This window comes from Bradyrhizobium sp. AUGA SZCCT0431 (assembly GCF_018131065.1).
GTDB lineage: Bacteria > Pseudomonadota > Alphaproteobacteria > Rhizobiales > Xanthobacteraceae > Bradyrhizobium.
Map to the genome: position 1 here is coordinate 73665 of NZ_JAFCLR010000031.1, position 16764 is coordinate 90428.

16 protein-coding genes and 1 pseudogene are annotated in these 16764 nt (G+C 62.9%); 8 read left to right on the forward strand and 9 right to left on the reverse strand.

The window, feature by feature from the left end:
• Positions 1–82: 82 nt before the first annotated feature.
• The 4 genes from JQ567_RS26570 to fliL are packed head-to-tail and all read right to left on the reverse strand — an operon-like array spanning position 83 to position 3015.
• The gene (locus JQ567_RS26570) at positions 83–871 is read right to left on the reverse strand and encodes a MotE family protein (RefSeq protein WP_212441552.1); all 789 of its coding nucleotides are present in this window, start codon (positions 869–871) and stop codon (positions 83–85) included.
• Complete coding sequence (locus JQ567_RS26575) at positions 868–1308, reverse strand: DUF6468 domain-containing protein (RefSeq protein ID WP_212441553.1); 441 nt, start codon at positions 1306–1308, stop codon at positions 868–870. Before JQ567_RS26575 ends, JQ567_RS26570 begins: the two co-directional genes overlap by 4 nt.
• On the reverse strand, positions 1305–2504 hold the full coding sequence (gene fliM, locus JQ567_RS26580) for a flagellar motor switch protein FliM (protein WP_212264286.1): 1200 nt from the start codon (positions 2502–2504) through the stop codon (positions 1305–1307). The genes JQ567_RS26575 and fliM overlap by 4 nt, the downstream gene beginning before the upstream one ends.
• Before the next feature lie 19 nt (positions 2505–2523).
• On the reverse strand, positions 2524–3015 hold the full coding sequence (fliL, locus tag JQ567_RS26585; RefSeq protein WP_212441554.1) for a flagellar basal body-associated protein FliL: 492 nt from the start codon (positions 3013–3015) through the stop codon (positions 2524–2526).
• A gap of 380 nt (positions 3016–3395) precedes the next feature.
• Here fliL and flgF point away from each other — a divergent pair, with 380 nt between their 5' ends.
• Genes flgF through flgH form a run of 4 tightly spaced genes read left to right on the forward strand, consistent with a single transcriptional unit; the run spans position 3396 to position 6810 of the window.
• Positions 3396–4160: a flagellar basal-body rod protein FlgF gene (gene flgF, locus JQ567_RS26590; RefSeq protein ID WP_212441555.1), complete on the forward strand. Its 765-nt coding sequence runs from the start codon at positions 3396–3398 to the stop codon at positions 4158–4160.
• A gap of 17 nt (positions 4161–4177) precedes the next feature.
• Positions 4178–4966 (forward strand): flagellar basal-body rod protein FlgG, encoded by a 789-nt coding sequence (gene flgG, locus JQ567_RS26595; protein ID WP_192740248.1) that lies wholly within the window; start codon positions 4178–4180, stop codon positions 4964–4966.
• 9 nt (positions 4967–4975) lie between these two features.
• The gene (gene flgA, locus JQ567_RS26600; RefSeq protein WP_212441556.1) at positions 4976–6052 is read left to right on the forward strand and encodes a flagellar basal body P-ring formation chaperone FlgA; all 1077 of its coding nucleotides are present in this window, start codon (positions 4976–4978) and stop codon (positions 6050–6052) included.
• A 5-nt stretch (positions 6053–6057) separates the two neighbouring features.
• Positions 6058–6810: a flagellar basal body L-ring protein FlgH gene (flgH, locus tag JQ567_RS26605; RefSeq protein WP_212441557.1), complete on the forward strand. Its 753-nt coding sequence runs from the start codon at positions 6058–6060 to the stop codon at positions 6808–6810.
• Between the two features lie 161 nt (positions 6811–6971).
• On the opposite strand, the pseudogene JQ567_RS26610 reads toward flgH, so the two are convergent.
• A pseudogene (locus tag JQ567_RS26610) lies at positions 6972–7265 on the reverse strand (diguanylate cyclase domain-containing protein); the annotation flags it as partial.
• Positions 7266–7433: 168 nt separating this feature from the next.
• Here JQ567_RS26610 and JQ567_RS38920 point away from each other — a divergent pair.
• The 3 genes from JQ567_RS38920 to JQ567_RS26625 all read left to right on the forward strand — a co-directional run bounded on the left by JQ567_RS38920 (position 7434) and on the right by JQ567_RS26625 (position 9515).
• Entirely contained in the window at positions 7434–8117 is a 684-nt protein-coding gene (locus JQ567_RS38920) for a hypothetical protein (RefSeq protein WP_312017469.1), read from the forward strand.
• 177 nt (positions 8118–8294) lie between these two features.
• Positions 8295–8600 carry a hypothetical protein gene (locus JQ567_RS26620; protein ID WP_212034994.1) on the forward strand — a complete coding sequence of 102 codons (306 nt, stop codon included), beginning with the start codon at positions 8295–8297 and terminating at the stop codon, positions 8598–8600.
• Between the two features lie 144 nt (positions 8601–8744).
• The gene (locus JQ567_RS26625; RefSeq protein WP_212441558.1) at positions 8745–9515 is read left to right on the forward strand and encodes a carbonic anhydrase; all 771 of its coding nucleotides are present in this window, start codon (positions 8745–8747) and stop codon (positions 9513–9515) included.
• Between the two features lie 992 nt (positions 9516–10507).
• Here JQ567_RS26625 and JQ567_RS26630 read toward each other — a convergent pair.
• The 3 genes from JQ567_RS26630 to JQ567_RS26640 form a co-directional block, all read right to left on the reverse strand.
• Positions 10508–11542, reverse strand: coding sequence for an ATP-grasp domain-containing protein (locus JQ567_RS26630; RefSeq protein ID WP_212441559.1), 1035 nt, complete (start codon positions 11540–11542; stop codon positions 10508–10510).
• Positions 11539–12573, reverse strand: a complete 1035-nt coding sequence (locus JQ567_RS26635) for a putative zinc-binding metallopeptidase (protein WP_249165730.1) — start codon at positions 12571–12573, stop codon at positions 11539–11541. Before JQ567_RS26635 ends, JQ567_RS26630 begins: the two co-directional genes overlap by 4 nt.
• Positions 12574–13126: 553 nt before the next feature.
• Entirely contained in the window at positions 13127–14284 is a 1158-nt protein-coding gene (locus JQ567_RS26640) for an acyl-CoA dehydrogenase family protein (protein ID WP_212441560.1), read from the reverse strand.
• A 291-nt stretch (positions 14285–14575) separates the two neighbouring features.
• Between JQ567_RS26640 and JQ567_RS26645 the strand changes: the two genes are divergently transcribed.
• The gene (locus tag JQ567_RS26645) at positions 14576–15229 is read left to right on the forward strand and encodes a helix-turn-helix domain-containing protein (RefSeq protein ID WP_212441569.1); all 654 of its coding nucleotides are present in this window, start codon (positions 14576–14578) and stop codon (positions 15227–15229) included.
• Positions 15230–15281: 52 nt separating this feature from the next.
• Here the strand turns inward: JQ567_RS26645 and JQ567_RS26650 are convergent, their stop codons facing one another.
• Positions 15282–16283: a tripartite tricarboxylate transporter substrate binding protein gene (locus JQ567_RS26650; protein ID WP_212441561.1), complete on the reverse strand. Its 1002-nt coding sequence runs from the start codon at positions 16281–16283 to the stop codon at positions 15282–15284.
• Between the last annotated feature and the right edge of the window lie 481 nt (positions 16284–16764).

The following is a 16764-nucleotide window of genomic DNA, read 5'->3' on the forward strand; positions in this document are numbered from 1 at the left end:
CAACGATTGCAGCAGCGAGGCGCCCTCGCCTTCGCGGCTGAATCTTGAATTGGCCGGCTTAAGGTATTGTTAAATATCCCCGTCAATTGGGCTTTTGCGGCAGCATCTTGCCTTCAATTTTCGGCAATTCGGCCGTCGAGGCGGATTTGTCGGGTCCGGCGCGACGCGCCAGTTCCACGGTCAGCCGCTCGGCCGCCTCCGGCTGCATCAGGCCGAGAATGTCGGACATCTTGCGCGGCGCGATCTGGGAGGCGATTTCGTACAGAACGGACATCTCGAGCCGGTCGAACACCTTGGCGGCGTCCTTTGGCTTCATGCCCTCATACATCGTGATGATGCCCTTGAAGCGCGCGGCATCGGTTTCGGCTTTTTGCCCGGTCGCGGTCGTGATCCGCGCCTCGGTGGCCTTCATCTCCTCGACCCGCCCCTCGATGCGCTTCTCGGCCGATTTCAGCAGGCTCTCGCGGATCTCGATCTCTCGCGCGCGCTGCTCCAGTTCCTGCCGCCGCGCCTGCAGCCGCTCGAGGATGGCGCGCTCCGACGGCGATACCGGCTGCTGGTTGGGTTCAGGAAAGATCACCGTGCCGCTTTGCTGCGGCAGCGGATCGGCGGCAGCGGGGGCCGCCGGCTTCGGCGCCTCCTCCTTGGGCTTGGGCACCGATCCGGTGATGTCGTCGGAATCAGCCTTGGCGACCTTGGGGCCGCCCGGGAAATTGAAAGTATCCTGCGCCCACGACTTCTTGGCCGGCTGCGGCTGATAGTCGAATACGTAACCTCCGTCGATGGCGAGGCCGGCCACCTTCAGCACCGCAAGGCCGAAGACGGCGACCAGCACCACCGGAATGACACGTATGTCGCGAAACGATTTCATGCAGCGAGGCCACTAGCCCTTCGGCGTTCCGAGAAAGCTTCCGCCGCGGCCGCCACCGCTCTTGCGCTCGAGACCTTGGGAGCGGCGGGTTCGGGCTCCGACGTCAGCGGCCGCGCCGCGATCGCGATCTTGGAGAGGCGGCGGATGATGCCGTCGCCCTCGGCCAGCATGCCCTTCAGCTGCGTCGACATCTGGGAGGCCGCCGTCAGTTGGCTGCCGAGGTGCTCATTGACGTCGCGAACGGTATGCTTGAGGCCGCCGATCGCACGCTCGGCGATTTCGGTGGCGGTGATCAGTTCGCCGATCGTGGCCTTGAGCGAATGCTCGTCCGCCTTCAGCCGCTTCAGGCGGGCGTTGAGCAGGACGCAGTAGCCGATCGTCACCAGCAGCAGCACCGCCACCAGACTCTCGATTACGATTCCGAGGGAATGACTCATTGTGCCTCCATCAACTTGGTTTGCTCGTCGGCCTTCTCGAACATCGCGAAGGTGGTATTCGGTTTGCGCAGCTGCTTGGTGACGCGGATGGCGACGCGGTCGCCGACCCGGCCCATGCGGCCTTCGGTCAGCACGACGTTGCCGCAGCGGACCGACACCAGCGCGTCCTTTTTCATTTCCAGCGGCAGCGTGTCGCCGACCTTCAGCTTCATCAGCTGCTTGAGCGGCACGTTGGCTTCATACAGCACGGCGTCGACCGAAATCTCGGCTTGCGCCACTTCGGTGGCGAAGTGGCCTTCCCAGATCGGGTCGCGGCCGAACTTTTCGCCCATGAACATCTGCAACAGCACCGGCCGGATCGGCTCGATCGTCGCATAGGGCAGCAGCAGTTCGATATTGCCGCCGCGGTCTTCCATGTCGATGCGCAGCCGCACCAGGATCGCAGCGTTGGCAGGCCGCGAGATCGCGGCGAAGCGCGGATTGGTTTCCAGGCGGTCGATCGAGAAGGTCACCGGCGACAGCGGCCGGAACGCCTGCTCGGCATCGGCAAGCACGACCTCGACCAGCCGCTTGACCAAATTGGTTTCGATCGTGGTGTAGGGGCGGCCTTCGATGCGCAATGAAGTCTGGCCGCGGCGGCCGCCGAGCAGCACGTCGATGATCGAATAGATCAGGCTTGAATCGACGGTCGCGAGGCCGAAGTTTTCCCACTCCTCGGCCTTGAACACGCTGAGCACGGCGGGGAGCGGAATCGAATTCATGTAATCGCCGAACCGCACCGAGGTGATGCGGTCGAGCGAGACTTCGACGTTGTCGGAGGTAAAGTTGCGCAGGCTCGTGGTCATCAGCCGCACCAGGCGGTCGAACACGATTTCGAGCATCGGCAGACGCTCGTAGGACACCATCGCCGAATCGATGATGGCGCGGATGCCGGAATTGTCGTCGAGATTGACGTCGCCGACGGTGAAGCCGAGCAGATTGTCGATTTCTTCCTGCGACAGGACCCGCTCGCCGCCGGCCTTGTTGCCGAAATCGCGACTGCCGTCCTCGACCATCGCGGCCCATTGCAGGGCCATGCTCTCCGAGAGCTCATTGGCCGCAGCTTCTTCCGCCGCCGCCGCCGGATCCTCGGAATCGAGCGAGGCCTCCCATTGGGCGGCAATTGCGTCCTGGTCGAGGTCTTTACCGTTGGCCATGATTATGAGACCTGCTGCGTCACTGGACCAGGATTTCCTTGAACAGCACCGCGCTCACCTGTTGCGGCGCCAGCGCGATATTGACGCGCTTGGTCAGCTCCTCCTTGAGGCGAAACAATCCGGCCGAGCCGTTGATGTCGCTGGGGCGCAGTTCGCGCAGATAGGTCTGGAACAGATCGGTGACGCGCGGCAGCGTCGGCTTGATCGCCTCGAGCTGCTTCTCTTCCTTGACCTCGAGCACGACCTTGACCTTGAGATATTGCACGCGCTCGCCGGGGGCGCCGACCAGATTGACCATCATGTCCGGCACTTCGACAAAGGACGGCGCCTTCGGCGGCGGCGCCTCGGCATGCTTCTCCTCGCCGTGGCCGCGCATCAGGAAGAACCAGCCCGCGCCGGCGCCAAGGATCGCGACGAACCCGACAGCGGCAATGATCAGCTTGAGCTTGCCCTTTTTGGCCGGGGCGGCTTCCGCCCCGTCGGCAGCACCTTCTGCTTCGTTGTCCGCCATTGCCCCGCCCGATCCATTTGGGAACGAACACGGTTGCCACCAGCCGGGCCGCAACGAGGCCCCAGACGCGATACAAAAGCCGCCAGCGCACACGCGCTCTCTTCAAATGCAACGGTAGGGTAATAATGGTTAACGGAACCTTTCCACTGACCCTCAACTAGGAAAAATCTGCCGGGCAAACATGGTCAACAAGACCTTTCTGCCGTCCGTAATCGCCCCGGTAAAACGCCTAACCCCTTTAAAAACCGTCATTTTCCAAACTGGCACGGCTTTCGCTGAGTACTTGGCGGACCACGGGCTTGGGAGAGCCTGGGCGGTTCGAGAGATCGGCGGGCGGCTTGGGAGAGCAGCACGCGGGTCGATGAAGGGGAGAACCACCGATGGAGAATACGCTTCTCGTCGGACTATCGCGGCAGATGGTGCTGGAACGGCAGATGGATGTCGTCGCCAACAACGTCGCCAACGTCAACACCAACGGCTTCAAGGCCGACCGGTCGTTGTTCGAGCAATTTCTGCGCTCGCCCGCGCATGAAGACAATTTCCAGCGCCCCGACCGCCAGGTCGCGTTCGTGCAGGACCGCGCCACCTTCAAGGATTTCGCGGCAGGCAATACCGAAATCACCAAGAACCCGCTCGACATCTCGATCGACGGCAAGGCCTTCCTTGCGGTGCAGACCGCGGCCGGCGAGCGCTACACCCGCGACGGCGGCCTGCAGATCAACAATCAGGGCCAGCTGGTCACCGCCGGCGGCAATCTCGTGCTCGGCACCTCCGGCCCGATCGTGTTTCAGCCGACCGACAAGGAAATCAACATCGCCGCCGACGGCAACATCACCGTGATCGAAGGCACCGGCCGCATCGACTCGGTCCGTGGCAAGCTGCGGCTGGTTTCGTTCGCCGACGCCCAGAAGCTCGAGAAGGAAGGCAGCAACCTCTACTCGGCGGGCCAGGGCGTCGTCGCCCAGATCGACACCACTTCAAGGGTTCGTCAGGGCTTCATCGAAAAGTCGAACGTCAATTCGGTGACCGAGATGAGCCGCATGATCGAGATCACGCGCGCCTACACGCAGATTTCGGCCCTGCTGCAGCAGCAGAGCGATCTGCACAAATCCGCAATCGAGAAACTCGCCGAAGTTCCGGCATAACCTGAAAGTTTTGATCGATGCGCGCACTCTACACAGCCTCAACCGGCATGGCGGCACAGGAACTTAACGTTCAGGTGATCTCCAACAACATCGCGAACATGCGCACCACCGGCTACAAGAAGCAGCGCGCCGCGTTCCAGGACCTGATCTATGACCATGTGCGCCGGGTCGGCGCGCAGGCATCCGATCAGGGCACCATCCTGCCCGTCGGCGTCGACATCGGCGGTGGCGTCAAGACCGTCGGCACGCCGCGCCTGATGAGCCAGGGCACGCTGCTGCCGACCGGCAACGAGCTCGACATCGCGGTCCGCGGCGAAGGCTTCTTCAAGATCCAGATGCCGGATGGCACCTACACCTATACCCGCGATGGCTCGTTCCAGATGGATGCACAGGGCCGCGTCGTGACCTCGCAGGGCAATCCGGTGCAGCCGACCATCACGATCCCGCAGAGCGCCTCCGGCCTCACCATCAACGCCCAGGGCCAGGTGTCGGTATTGCTGCCCGGATCGACCACGCCGTCGACCGTCGGCCAGATCGGCCTGACCCGCTTCATCAACAAGGCCGGCCTCAACCCGATCGGCGACAATCTGTTCACGGACACGCCGGCCTCCGGGCCGCCGCAGGACGGCATCGCCAACACCGACGGTTTCGGCGACATGCAGCAGTCCAACCTCGAACAGGCCAATGTCGAGGTCGTCACCGAAATTTCCGACCTGATCGCCGCGCAGCGCGCCTACGAGATGAACGCCAAGGTGATCAGCGCCGCCGACCAGATGCTGCAGTCCACCTCCAACATGTTCCGCTGAGGAATTGTCATGATCGCCCGCGCGCTCCTCCTTGCCACCGCACTGCTCGCCGCCTCCGCGGCGACAGCGGTCGCGCAGACCCGTGGCGACATCATCGCCGCACCCGCGCTGCGCGCCAGCGTGACTGTCACGGGCGACCTGGTGCGGATCGGCGACATCATCGACAACGCCGGCAGCGCTGCGCAGATCGCGATCTACCGCGCGCCGGATTTGGGCACCACCGGTTCGCTGCCGGTCGCGCAAGTGCTCAATGCGCTGCGGTCGCACCATGTGATCGGCGTCGACACACGGGACCTGAAGGAAATTTCGGTGACGCGGCTGGCCCGCACGCTCGAGGGCAAGGACATCGAGCAGCAGATCGCGCGCACGCTGGAGCGCAAGAACGGCCTTGGCGAGGCCGCCAGTCTCAACCTCACCTTCGACCGCGATCCCGGCGATGTCAGGCTCGATGCTTCCAACACCGGCGGCATGCAGGCCGCCATCGTGCGCTTCGATCCGCGCAATGGCCGCTTCGACATCACCTTCGAAATATCCAACGACAGCGGCACGGCGCCGATCAAGCTGCGCTTCACCGGCACCGCGGTCGAGACCATCGAGGCCGCGGTGCTGGCGCGCGCGATCGAGCGCAACGAAGTTCTGAAATCCTCCGATGTCGTGGTCGAGCGCCGCCCCAAGGCCGAAGTCGGCGCAGATGCCGCCACGCGGGACCGCGCGGTCGGCATGCAGGCGCGCCGACAGTTGCGCGCCGGCCAGGCCGTCCGGGTTGCCGATCTCGCCAAGCCGGACCTGGTGCAGCGCGACCAGAACGTCACGCTGATCTACGAGTCCCCCGGCCTTTACCTCACCGTGCGCGGCAAGGCGCTCGAAAGCGGTACCGAAGGCGACGTCGTCAACGTCATGAATTTGCAATCCAAGCGCACGGTGTCCGGCACCGTGACCGGCCGCGGCCAGGTCTCGATCACGGTCGCCGCGCCCCGCCCTGCGCCTGCCGCCGCCGATACCACCTCTTCGCTCGGCAGCACCGGACAAGCCGCCCCCGTCGCCGTCGCCAAACTCAGTTCGTCAGTCGCTCCAAAAGCCGAGTAATGTAAATGTCAGTATCCCGTATCAACCGCTTCATTCTCACCGGCGCCCTGCTGGCCGTGGCAGCGTTCGCAAGCGGTTGTTCCTCGATCGACCGCCTCTCCCAGATCGGCGAAAAGCCGAAGCTGACCGAGATCGAGAATCCGACCACGCAGCCCGGCTACAAGCCGGTGCAGATGCCGATGCCCAAGCCCGAGCAGGCCTCCTACAACGCCAACTCGCTGTGGCGGAACGGCTCACGCGCCTTCTTCCGCGACCAGCGCGCCGCGCGCGTCGGCGACATCATGACGGTGACCGTCAACATTACCGACAAGGCCAACATCGCCAACCAGACCCAGCGCAGCCGCTCCAGCAAGGAAGACTCCGGCATCAGCGACTTCATCGGATCGCAGACGATCACACAGGCCAACAAGATCCTGCCGGGAAAGATCCTGACCGCGGACTCCACCGCCTCCACCGACGGCAAGGGTTCGGTCAACCGCCAGGAAGCGTTGCAGACCAACGTCGCCGCCGTGGTGACGCAGGTACTGCCGAACGGCAATCTCGTGGTCGAAGGCAAGCAGGAGATCCGCGTCAACTTCGAAATCCGCGAACTGATCGTCGCCGGCATCGTGCGCCCGGAAGACATCCAGAGCGACAACACCATCGATTCCTCGAAGATCGCGCAAGCCCGCATCGCCTATGGCGGCCGCGGCCAGATCACCGACGTGCAGCAACCCCGCTATGGCCAGCAGGTAATGGACGTGCTGCTGCCGTTCTAATTCGTAATCCCGAGCTCCCACACCTCGTTGCGAACCTAGGCGCGACGATGTGTTCCAACGCGGCCCTTGTCAGCTCCCCTGACGAGGGCCGCGGTCGTTTTGTAATGAGCTGTCTTCGTCATGCCCGGGGATGACGAAGAAAAGACTCACCGGGAGATGTGTTAAGCCGACTTGCGCACACGGCGCTTGCGGACCGGCTGCGGCGTCTGGCTCTCGCGCAGGTCCTGCGCGCCGGCGAACGCGGCGAGCACCTTATCGGCCGACACCACGCGGTTGCGGCCGGAATATTTTGCGGCGTAGAGCGCCTGGTCGGCCTGCCCCAGCAGCCAATCCGCGCGCGTATCCTCGCTCGGCACCAGCGTCGCAATACCGATGCTCAGCGTCACGAACGGCGGCACGCCCGGCGCGCCGTGCGGCAGCCGGACCCGCGCCAGCGCGTCACGCAGCCGCTCGGCGAGTTTTCCCGCGCCGGGTTAAAAGGGCTATGATTTCCCGGTGCAGTGCGGCAGATTGCCGTGTTTTTCCGGCAATAGTTCCATCGAAACGACAAAGAGTTCCACCAGCATGCGATTCGAACTGATATTCCCCCTGTGCCTGACCGGGCCAACTCTCCTGAACCGGACATGACGATGCGCTTGTGCTGGCCGTTCCTTGTTGGCGTTCTCTGTGCGGCAACGCCATCGTTGACCGCGGGCGCGGTGGAACGTGAAGAGCCCGACATCGACATGTACGCGCACATCTCGGGCAAGTGCACCAGGCTCAAGATCGCCGGCAGCGATTTCGGCTGCAAGGCGGTCGCCTATTTCCACGGCCAGCAGGGCCGCGCGCATTTCACGATCGTGCTCGACGACCCCCGCGACGACAGCCACATCATTTCGTTCTCCGGTGAAACCGGCCGCCGCGAGCAGGACAACGTTTACGAACTGCAGGTCGACCGTATGCTGCTGAACTCCAAGGAAAGGCCGAAGGTCGACGGCCTGCCGGTACCACTGGTTGAATCATCGACCGGCACATGCCGTCAGGTCGGGATCATCGCGACGAGGCAGGTCTCCAGCATCTCCTGTGCGGCGACCGCCAGGGACGGCCGGAAATACGAACTGCAATTCGAGTCCGACGGCGAGCCGGTGACGCTGCGCCGGATCAGGCAATCCTCCCTCACCGAGGAGAAGGCGAACGCCAAGAAAGCCGAGCAACTGGAATGCCGCCGCAAGGCCCATCTCGCCAAGGTGCTGCCGCGCGACTGGACCGCGTTCGTGATCCGGTGCCTGGCGGATGACGACCAGCCCGCGACGGCGGAGCAGCGCTGAGACTGGCGGTGGCATCGATCCGGCGGATCGTTACCGCGCCGTTAACCCTTCGTTAACCAAGCCGTCTCATCCTCGAAAGTCCAGGAGAGGATCCAAGGGATTGACCAGGTCGGTCACCTGGCCGGCGCGCAGAGGCGCTCCCTCTCCTGCCCACTCGTATTGATCACGGCTGCAAACATGATCGCTGAAAGCAATAGCAACATCGCCTGGCACCGGGTTCAGCTCAAGAAGAACCGCGAGGCCGTCAAGGAACTGGAAATCGCCCGCTTCCGGGTTGGCGAGATGACCGGCGCGGCCGGCCATGCGCAACAAAAAGCCCTGGCCCAGCTCAAGCGCAAGATCGCTGAATCCCAGCGATGCATCGCCGCGCACGAGAGACAAACCAAGCGGCCGCTGGCGACTGATCTGCGAAGCCTCGCGCAGGTGAGCTGGGGCAGCTGGGACGCCTACAGCGTATCGCGGCAGGCCTCGTCGAGGGCTTGAGCGCGTCTGCGACCCGGCCGCCATAGCGCTACGAACGAAGGCGGACCTGTCACGCCGAAGCTCGGAGAGCGTAGGCGGATTGCTTCGCTGCGCGCGCAATGACATAAAATTCGGCATCGCTTTCGTCTCCCAAGGAGAACCGCCATGTGCCGCATTTGCGATGCCAGCCACGCCGTTGAAGTTCGGGAAACCTCACGCCGCCGCTTCCTTCAATTCACGGGCGGGATCGCCGCAAGTCTTGCCCTGGCACCGCTTGCCTTTGCCCCGGCGGCCTTTGCCAAGGATCCAAAAGCCAAGGATGCAAAACCGCCGCCGAAGCCGCAGAACCAGATGTCGCCGGCCGCGGCCCTCGATCGGTTGATGAAGGGCAATGCGCGTTATGTCGAAGGTGCCTCGCGCCGGCATGACTTCAAAATTGAGCGGGAGGCCCTCGTCGGCGGCCAAAATCCCTTTGCCAGCATCCTGAGCTGCGCGGATTCCCGCATCGCGCCGGAATATGCCTTCGACAGCAGCCGGGGCGATCTGTTCGTCTGCCGCGTTGCCGGCAATTTCGCCAATGACGACACGGTCGCGAGCCTGGAATATGGCGTAGCCGTGCTCAACTCGCCGCTGATCCTGGTACTCGGCCACGACAGCTGCGGCGCCGTCGATGCCACGATCAAGTCGCTCAAGGACAACACCACCCTGCCCGGCCACCTGCCGTCGCTGGTCAACGCGCTTACACCTGCCGTCAAGGCCAGCGCGGACAAACCCGGCGACAAGCTCGCGAACGCCATCCGCCAGAATGTCATCGACGTTGTCGCCCGGCTCAAATCGGCGACGCCAATCCTCAGCGCCGCCGCAGCCGAGGGCAAGATCAAGGTCGTCGGTGGTATTTATCGGCTGGACAGCGGCAAGGTCGAATTGGTCGGCTGAACGTCAGGGCCGCACGATGATGCAGCTTCACAGGGTGGGTTAGCGACCTGTCCGCCGTAGCTCAAAGAGCGAAAGGCGGAAGCGAAACCCACCATCTTCGTCTTCAAGACTGCCGCACGACAACGTTGTAGTCCAATCGATCCAGGCTGTACTCTTGATCGTCTAATCGGCCCACGTGCGCTGTCCGCACGAGCACTCGAACATGTGGACGATGCAGCCGGTGCTCGGGCTCACCATTGTTCGAACCAGCTTCAACCTCTCACCACAAGACGGGCAATCCTTGTCCGTCTCACTCTCCACAACGGCCACCATCTCAGCCCGAAATAATTCCATGGCCCGCTCCGTCCCCAACTGGGTCTCGGAGATACACGCTTGGTTCGGGAAATACTAAGGAGATTTTCTTGATCGGACGACATTCCGCCGGGACGTTGCCTTTCTGCATCGCGTATCCTTTGGCGGACGTAAGATTTCAGCTGTCGCGGCAAAACCGCCGGATGCCGAAAAGCAGCGTCGTGTGGCTGGCTTTACTCGCCTTCCCGCGCCTGGCCGCGTGCTCGAGAGTAACGATCAATGCTGCGCTGCGATACGCAGCTTACTTGCGTTTGCGGAGTCCGGTATTACTCCGGAGATTGTTCACAGGATTGATCCGATCTAGTGTGATCCCTGCGATTTGACGCTTTGCTTTATTGAAGACGATTTTTTCGACTTATCGAATAGCCATAATGATTGACCAGAAAACCGACAGATTTTTTGTCGGCACCCGTTTCAAGATGAGTAAACTTGGAGTCGCTCGGTGCCCAGAGCTGGCTGACCGGGCTGGCATTGTCATTGAGGTGAGCCCTCGTACCACTGGCATCACCGTGCGGTTCGATGGCGCCCAAAGACCAACTTGCCTGCACAGGGACTTTATATCTCCCGTCTTGGGTTAACGAGCGCCGAAACATCAACTTCCGAGCGCACCACCGCCGTGCATGACCGTTTTGCGTTGCCTTTCAGCCTACGGAAGCGCCTGCCTTTGCCCGGCTGATTCCGAGGGCCAGAATGCGATTTAGCAGGTCGGGGTAGTCAAGCCCGTCATGCCGGGCAGCTGTAGCGAACTCCTGGCTCTTCGCTATTTCGGGATTGGGATTCGCTTCGATGAAATACGGAGTGCCGTCGGCAGAGAGCCGAAAGTCGATGCGGGCGTATCCATCGAGCTTCAGTGTACGGTAGATGCGTTTCGCTGTTCGCTGAATGCGGGCGGATACCTCCGGCGCAAGGTTCTTGGCCGGCCCGTCTACAATTCCGACGCGTTCCTGGTAACTGGGATCGTGTTTGACCTTTTCGGTGGCAATCTGCCGTGCCCCCTGGCCACCCATGCTGCCGAATTTCAATTCCCAAACCGGCAGAACTCGCAGCCGATTGTTGCCGAGCACGGCGACATAGAGCTCACGTCCCTCGATGTACTGCTCGGCGATGGCGGCAGTTCCCATCCGATCGTGGACGAAAGCGACTCTCTCTGCGAGCTTCTCGTCCGTATCGACGATGGATGCTTGCGAGATGCCGAACGATCCATCCTCGTTCAGGCTCTTGACGATCAGCGGCAGCGCAAGACGCGTTGGCCGTTTGACTTTGCGGCGCATCGGAAACACGGCGAAGGCCGGCACCGCGATCCGGCGATGGTGCACCAACGTTTTGGACAGGTCCTTGCCGCGCGCCAGGACCAGGCCGCGCGGGTTACAGCCGGTATACGGGACTTTCATCAGTTCGAGAAAGCTCGCGATGTGCTGGTCATACCCTGACGTATAGTGGAACTCCTCCAGCAATGTGTACACCACATGCGGCTTGAAACTTTCGATCGCGTCCCGGACCGGCTTGATTTCCTCCTGCACGCCGAGCGGGCGCACGTCGTGGCCTGCCGCACGCAAGGTGCTCACGACGTCGAATTCGGTTTTCCATCGGTTGATTTCCTGCGCGGCGTATCCGTCGGTCGAGTCCGGCGGCAAGAAGTCCGGATGCATCAGGACTAGAACGCGCAGGCGTCTCATAGCGCGATCCATTTGCGGCGTGACGGGCCGAACAGCGCGTGCATGGTCTTGGCGGTCAACAGAATGGTGAAGTTGATCACAAGCTTCCGCTCCGAGCCCGGGGCCCGGAGATCGAGTTCGCGGCAGCGGGAGATCATGTCATCGAGAACGGCATCGAGCGTAAGCTGGTTCTCGCCCGTCCATAGCGCGACCAGCTGCCTGACTTGCGCGCGGTGCCGCCTGATGAAGGACGCCGCCGGCGGCGCCCGTCGATGTCGTGGATCGGTGGAGAACAGACGGGATAGGTCGCGGTCATACGTCTTCGGCGGCTCGAAAGCGTAGAACGCCTGCTTCTTCTGGTAATGCTCGCCAAGCGTTTGGCTGAGCCTGGACAGCGGATCAACACGCTCCCGTGATGTGATCGGCGGCCGCTCGCCTGCAATCTCGCTCATCAGCTCGTCGACATATTCGAGCTTCTTCAGCGCCGGCCAGCCGGCATAGCGTGCCCGCCATTTCGACCGCGGCCGCAGCCATACCGCAAAGGTTTCGGCGAAATCCTCGTCCGGATGGCTCTGCGCGTACCAGCGCCGAAGATGCTGGACGTAACGTCGGCTGGCCGGATTGGGCCGGTAGTAGAGCGGATAGTGTTTCGAGGACGGGCCGAACAACTGTTGCCAGCGTCGGCGGCGTTGCAACTGGTAAGCGTGCTGCACGGCATGGCCTGCCTCGTGACGGAGGATGGCCATGCACTCCGACCAGGTACTTCCCTCTACCTCGAGCATCATTTTTTTCTCGAGTCTCATCAGGCGGGGATGGGCAAGATAGAATGGGATGGCAATGCCGGGCACATCTGCCGGACTGAACCATTCGCTCGATATCCACGCGTGCGGCCGCAGCCGTATGCCCCGCGCCTGGAACTCTTCGTTCAGAGTGCCGAGACAGTCCTCGAGCCAGGTGCCCTTGATCTTGACCTTCAGGCTGCTGAGACGCTGCTTGAGCAACTGCTCATCCGACAGGTTTTCCCAAGTGTATTTCCGAGGTGGCATAGGCATCCAGAAATCATGAAAACGCAATACCTGGATGGTGTCATAGGATGCTGCTGGCAACAACCGCCTAGTCTTCGCGGCGCGCCGTTGCTAAGTGGCCCGCGTCGCTTTGGATCATTTGAAGAAGTAGGCATTCGCAGCGGCGAGGTCTGCCCTCACGCCGTGAACGGACATCGTCGGCCCGGCGAATTGGGTGCGAAGTGCCAGACGGACGTCCCGGCTACCCTCCAACTGCGTCAGGCTTCGTTGAGCCCGGCCCGATCAACACTAAATTTGCAGCCCTAAGGCCTTCCTTTTTCCCAAACCCGGCTTTGCGCTCGCCGCATTGTTCCTCGGGTGGTTCACGGGCGGCGCAACGGCGTCGCGCTAGCCAACTAACCGTTGATCACGCGCTGTCCGCCACCACCCGAGAAGGTGCATCCCATCAATCAACACTCGGGCTGCGCCAATGCCTCTCTCCCTGCGCGCGGAAGAGAAGAATCGCGAGCGGGTGAAGGGCCTGCCTCGCTCGGAGACAGACCCCTCGACCGCTTCTATCGTGAGGAGAGCCGTGCGTATCCTAGAACACCTTGTCCACCGGCAGGCCGAGCGCCATCGAGCCGGCGTATTGTGCCTGCGGGCCGGCCTGCAGCGGGTGGTAGCGCGCGGCTTGGATGTCGCGGAAGCGACGCTCCAGCCCAGTGGCGCGGTAGAAGCCGGCGCCGCCGGCGAGCTCCATCGCAAGCTCTACGGTGGCAATGGCGTGGCGCGCGACGAGCGTGCGGCCCGTCATCACCTGGTTGATGGTCTCGGCCGAAGGCGCATCGAGCCGCACCGCCGCCAGCATGTGTTCGCGGGCAAGGCGCGCACCGGCCAGTTCGGTGTCCATGCGGCCGGCGAGCTGGATCATGTGATTGTCGACCTTCTTCTTTTTCGCGACACCAACCGCGATGTCGCGGGCGCTCTCGGCGACGCCGAGATAAACCGAATAGATCAGCGGGAACGCGATGGTTGCGATGATCTGGAACAGCGGATGCCATTCGCCGGCCTTGCGCTTCACCGCAACGGCCGCCTCCGGCACCACATGGCCGTCGATCATGACGTCGTTGGAGCCGGTGCTGCGCATGCCGAGCGTGCGCCAGTTGTCCATCACCTTCACCTGCGGCGAGTTCATCGGCAGACCGAAGTGCAGCACCTGCGCCGGTTCGCCTTCGCTCTCCAGCACGGCGGTGGTCATGAACAGGTTCGCGGCCGGCGAGCCGGAGGCAAACACCTTGCGCGCGGTGATGCGATAACCGCCGTCGACCTTCTCGGCCTTGCCGGAGCCGCCGATCCAGTCGCTGCCGCCGCTCGACAGCAAAAAGATGCGCTCGGCAGCGATGCGCTTGAGCAAGGGCTCGACAGGCGCCGCCTTCTGCACCTTCCAGCGCCAGGCGGGAATCGCGACCTGATGGGTGTGCATGGAAAACGCCAGCGCGGTAGAGCCGCAATGCTGGCCGAGGATGCGCAGCATTTCGGCGAGCTCATCGATGCTGGCGCCGCCGCCGCCAAGTTCAGTGGGGACGCCGGCCTCGACCAGACCCGCTTCCTTCAGCGCGGCAAAATTCTCGGCGACGAACTGGTCCTCGTCGGTGGCGGTTTCAGCGCGCTCGGCGAAGATCGGGCCGAGCTCGCGGGCGATCTCGACGGGGCTGCGGTGCGTTGTCGCATCGATGGCGCGTGCGGCGTTGCTGCTCATGGTCATCCCTCCATTCATTGGGACATTCGCGAGTAAGCGAGATGTCTAATGCCCCGGAAACTAGGCCCGGGCGCAAAATCCCTCCAGTTCAGGAAGTGTACTGCCGCGGCGGCGATGCGCCGCAAGCAAAACGGCCCACTGTAAACACTGGACTATTCGCTTCGATGTGACAGCCGGCAGGCCAGAGCGGTATAGTATCTGTACTGCCCTCGCCTCCGCGCGTGCATAAGGAGAACCCCGTTGCCCGACAAAAGCGAACGCGGAAGCTATGGGCAGTTCTGCCCGGTGGCGATGGCGTCAGAGATCTTCTGCAACCGCTGGACCGCGCTGGTGCTGCGCGAATTGCTCTGCGGCACCACGCGCTTCAACGAACTGCGCCGCGGCGTGCCGCGGATGTCGCCGACACTGCTGTCGAAGCGGCTGAAGGAGCTGGAAGAGGCCGGCGTGATCGTGGCCGTGCCAACCGGTCAGCACGGCGTGATGGACTACAAGCCGACCGAGGCGGGCGAAGATCTGCGCGGCATCGTCATGTCGCTCGGCTTCTGGGGGCAGCGCTGGGTCGAATCGACGCTGTCGCTGAAGAATCTCGATCCCGGGCTGTTGATGTGGGACATGCGGCGCAACCTGCAGCCGACGCCATTGCCGCCGCGCCGCACCACCATCAACTTCATCTATCCGGAGATGCGGCCGGACCGGAAATCATGGTGGCTGGTGGTGGAGCAAGAAAAGGTCGACCTCTGCCTCACCGATCCCGGCTACGACGTCGACCTCTATGTCAGCTGCCCCCTGCGCGCCATGACCGCGGTGTGGATGGGCGTCGCCAAGCTGAACAACGAAGTCGAGGCCGGCCGCATCAAGGTCACCGGCGACAGCTCGATCGCCAAATCGATGCAGCAATGGCTGGGGCTCAGCCCCTTCGCGCAGGGGCAAAGGGCAGTGGTGTAGCTGCCAACAGGCCGGGCCGCGCGGCCACGCCGCTTCTCCGACCACCAGCCCCTCACCCCGGCTTGATCCCGGCCGCCTGCATGGTCGGCAGCAGCCGCTTTTCCTCGTCGTCGCGGAATTTGCTGATCTCGGCTGATGACGCCGGCCACGGCGTGGCGCCGAGCTCGGCGTAGCGCTCCTGCAAGGCGCGATCGGCGAGCGCCTTGACGGTGAGCGCACTTATCTGCGCGACAAGATCGGCCTTCATGTTCGCCGGCCCGATCAGCGCGGTCCACGACGTCATCGCATATCCCGGCAGCACCTCGGCCATCGTGGGCACATCAGGAAGTTCGGGAATGCGTTTGAGCGAGGTGACGGCAACCGCCTTGACCTGGCCTGCGCGCACGCTCGGCAACGAGCCGGGCAGATTGTCGAACAACAGATCGACGCGGCCGCCGAGCAGGTCGGTCAACGCCGGTCCGGCGCCACGATAGGGAATGTGGTTGACCTCCACGCCGCCCATGCTGTTCATCATCTCGCCCGACAAATGCAGCGTGGTGCCGAAGCCGGCCGAAGCATAGGTGTATTTCTTCGGCTCCTTCCTGAACGCGGCCAGCAATTCCCTGATATCCGAGGAGAACAGATCCTTCCTCGCCACCAGGATATTGGGCAATTGCCACATGCCGCCGATGAAGGTGAAATCGCCGCGCGGATCGTAGGGAAGTTTTGCGTAGCTGCCGATCGCCAGCACGTTGCTGGCGATGCCGCCGAGACCGAGCGTGTATCCGTCCGGCGGCGATTTCGCCACCGCATCGGCCCCCAGCACGCCGCCCGCGCCGGCCTTGTTCTCGACGACGAAGGTCTGTCCGGACAGGTCGCTCATCTTCTGGCAGATGATCCGCGACAGCGTATCGGTGGCGCCGCCGGCCGGGAAACCGTTGACGTATTTCACCTGCCGCGTCGGCCAGGCCTCTTGCGCGAACGCCTCGCGCCTTACGAAACAAGGCGCGGCAATCGAGCCGCCGAGCATGGTCAGTAATTTGCGGCGGTTCACAGGCGTGAGCTGCGGCATCATTTTCCCTCCCTTGCGCAGGTGCCTGCTTGATTGGTCTGGCAAGGCTTGCCGCGCTGGCGACAGCGTAGTGCGTCGTTCTCCGGCGTGAAAGAGCCGAGTCGCGCCCTCCCAAGTCAAAAACATGCGGCCTGTTGGCACGACGGGCAAATCACTTCCGATTTTCGTAAATCGTGTCAAGCCCTGAAATAAAAAATATTTCGCTTTTCCAGAAGGCAAATCAGGGGCACATATATCGCCATCCCGTCCCACTCAGAGGGCGTCGGCCGTCGTCACGGACGTTGGACGGGTTGCGGTGGACGCTGAGGTGCTGGCGACGAACGGCACTGAAGCGTACGGCGAAGTCGTGTGGTCCTGGCGCCCCGTTGCTGGCGTCAAGTTCGTGAGAGGCAAAAAACTTCTCACGGGCGATGGTGGCAAGAAAGCCCGTTCACCAGGGAGAGCTCGATATAAGCCGTAAAGCCATTGCGCAGGGAAGGCCGGG

Excerpts from the sequence above, each read along its gene's own strand:
- JQ567_RS26570 (WP_212441552.1), bottom strand. The coding sequence starts at position 871 with ATGAAATCGTTTCGCGACATACGTGTCATTCCGGTGGTGCTGGTCGCC.
- JQ567_RS26575 (WP_212441553.1), bottom strand. The coding sequence starts at position 1,308 with ATGAGTCATTCCCTCGGAATCGTAATCGAGAGTCTGGTGGCGGTGCTG.
- fliM (WP_212264286.1), bottom strand. The coding sequence starts at position 2,504 with ATGGCCAACGGTAAAGACCTCGACCAGGACGCAATTGCCGCCCAATGG.
- fliL (WP_212441554.1), bottom strand. The coding sequence starts at position 3,015 with ATGGCGGACAACGAAGCAGAAGGTGCTGCCGACGGGGCGGAAGCCGCC.
- flgF (WP_212441555.1), top strand. The coding sequence starts at position 3,396 with ATGGAGAATACGCTTCTCGTCGGACTATCGCGGCAGATGGTGCTGGAA.
- flgG (WP_192740248.1), top strand. The coding sequence starts at position 4,178 with ATGCGCGCACTCTACACAGCCTCAACCGGCATGGCGGCACAGGAACTT.
- flgA (WP_212441556.1), top strand. The coding sequence starts at position 4,976 with ATGATCGCCCGCGCGCTCCTCCTTGCCACCGCACTGCTCGCCGCCTCC.
- flgH (WP_212441557.1), top strand. The coding sequence starts at position 6,058 with ATGTCAGTATCCCGTATCAACCGCTTCATTCTCACCGGCGCCCTGCTG.
- JQ567_RS38920 (WP_312017469.1), top strand. The coding sequence starts at position 7,434 with ATGACGATGCGCTTGTGCTGGCCGTTCCTTGTTGGCGTTCTCTGTGCG.
- JQ567_RS26620 (WP_212034994.1), top strand. The coding sequence starts at position 8,295 with ATGATCGCTGAAAGCAATAGCAACATCGCCTGGCACCGGGTTCAGCTC.
- JQ567_RS26625 (WP_212441558.1), top strand. The coding sequence starts at position 8,745 with ATGTGCCGCATTTGCGATGCCAGCCACGCCGTTGAAGTTCGGGAAACC.
- JQ567_RS26630 (WP_212441559.1), bottom strand. The coding sequence starts at position 11,542 with ATGAGACGCCTGCGCGTTCTAGTCCTGATGCATCCGGACTTCTTGCCG.
- JQ567_RS26635 (WP_249165730.1), bottom strand. The coding sequence starts at position 12,573 with ATGCCTATGCCACCTCGGAAATACACTTGGGAAAACCTGTCGGATGAG.
- JQ567_RS26640 (WP_212441560.1), bottom strand. The coding sequence starts at position 14,284 with ATGAGCAGCAACGCCGCACGCGCCATCGATGCGACAACGCACCGCAGC.
- JQ567_RS26645 (WP_212441569.1), top strand. The coding sequence starts at position 14,576 with ATGGCGTCAGAGATCTTCTGCAACCGCTGGACCGCGCTGGTGCTGCGC.
- JQ567_RS26650 (WP_212441561.1), bottom strand. The coding sequence starts at position 16,283 with ATGATGCCGCAGCTCACGCCTGTGAACCGCCGCAAATTACTGACCATG.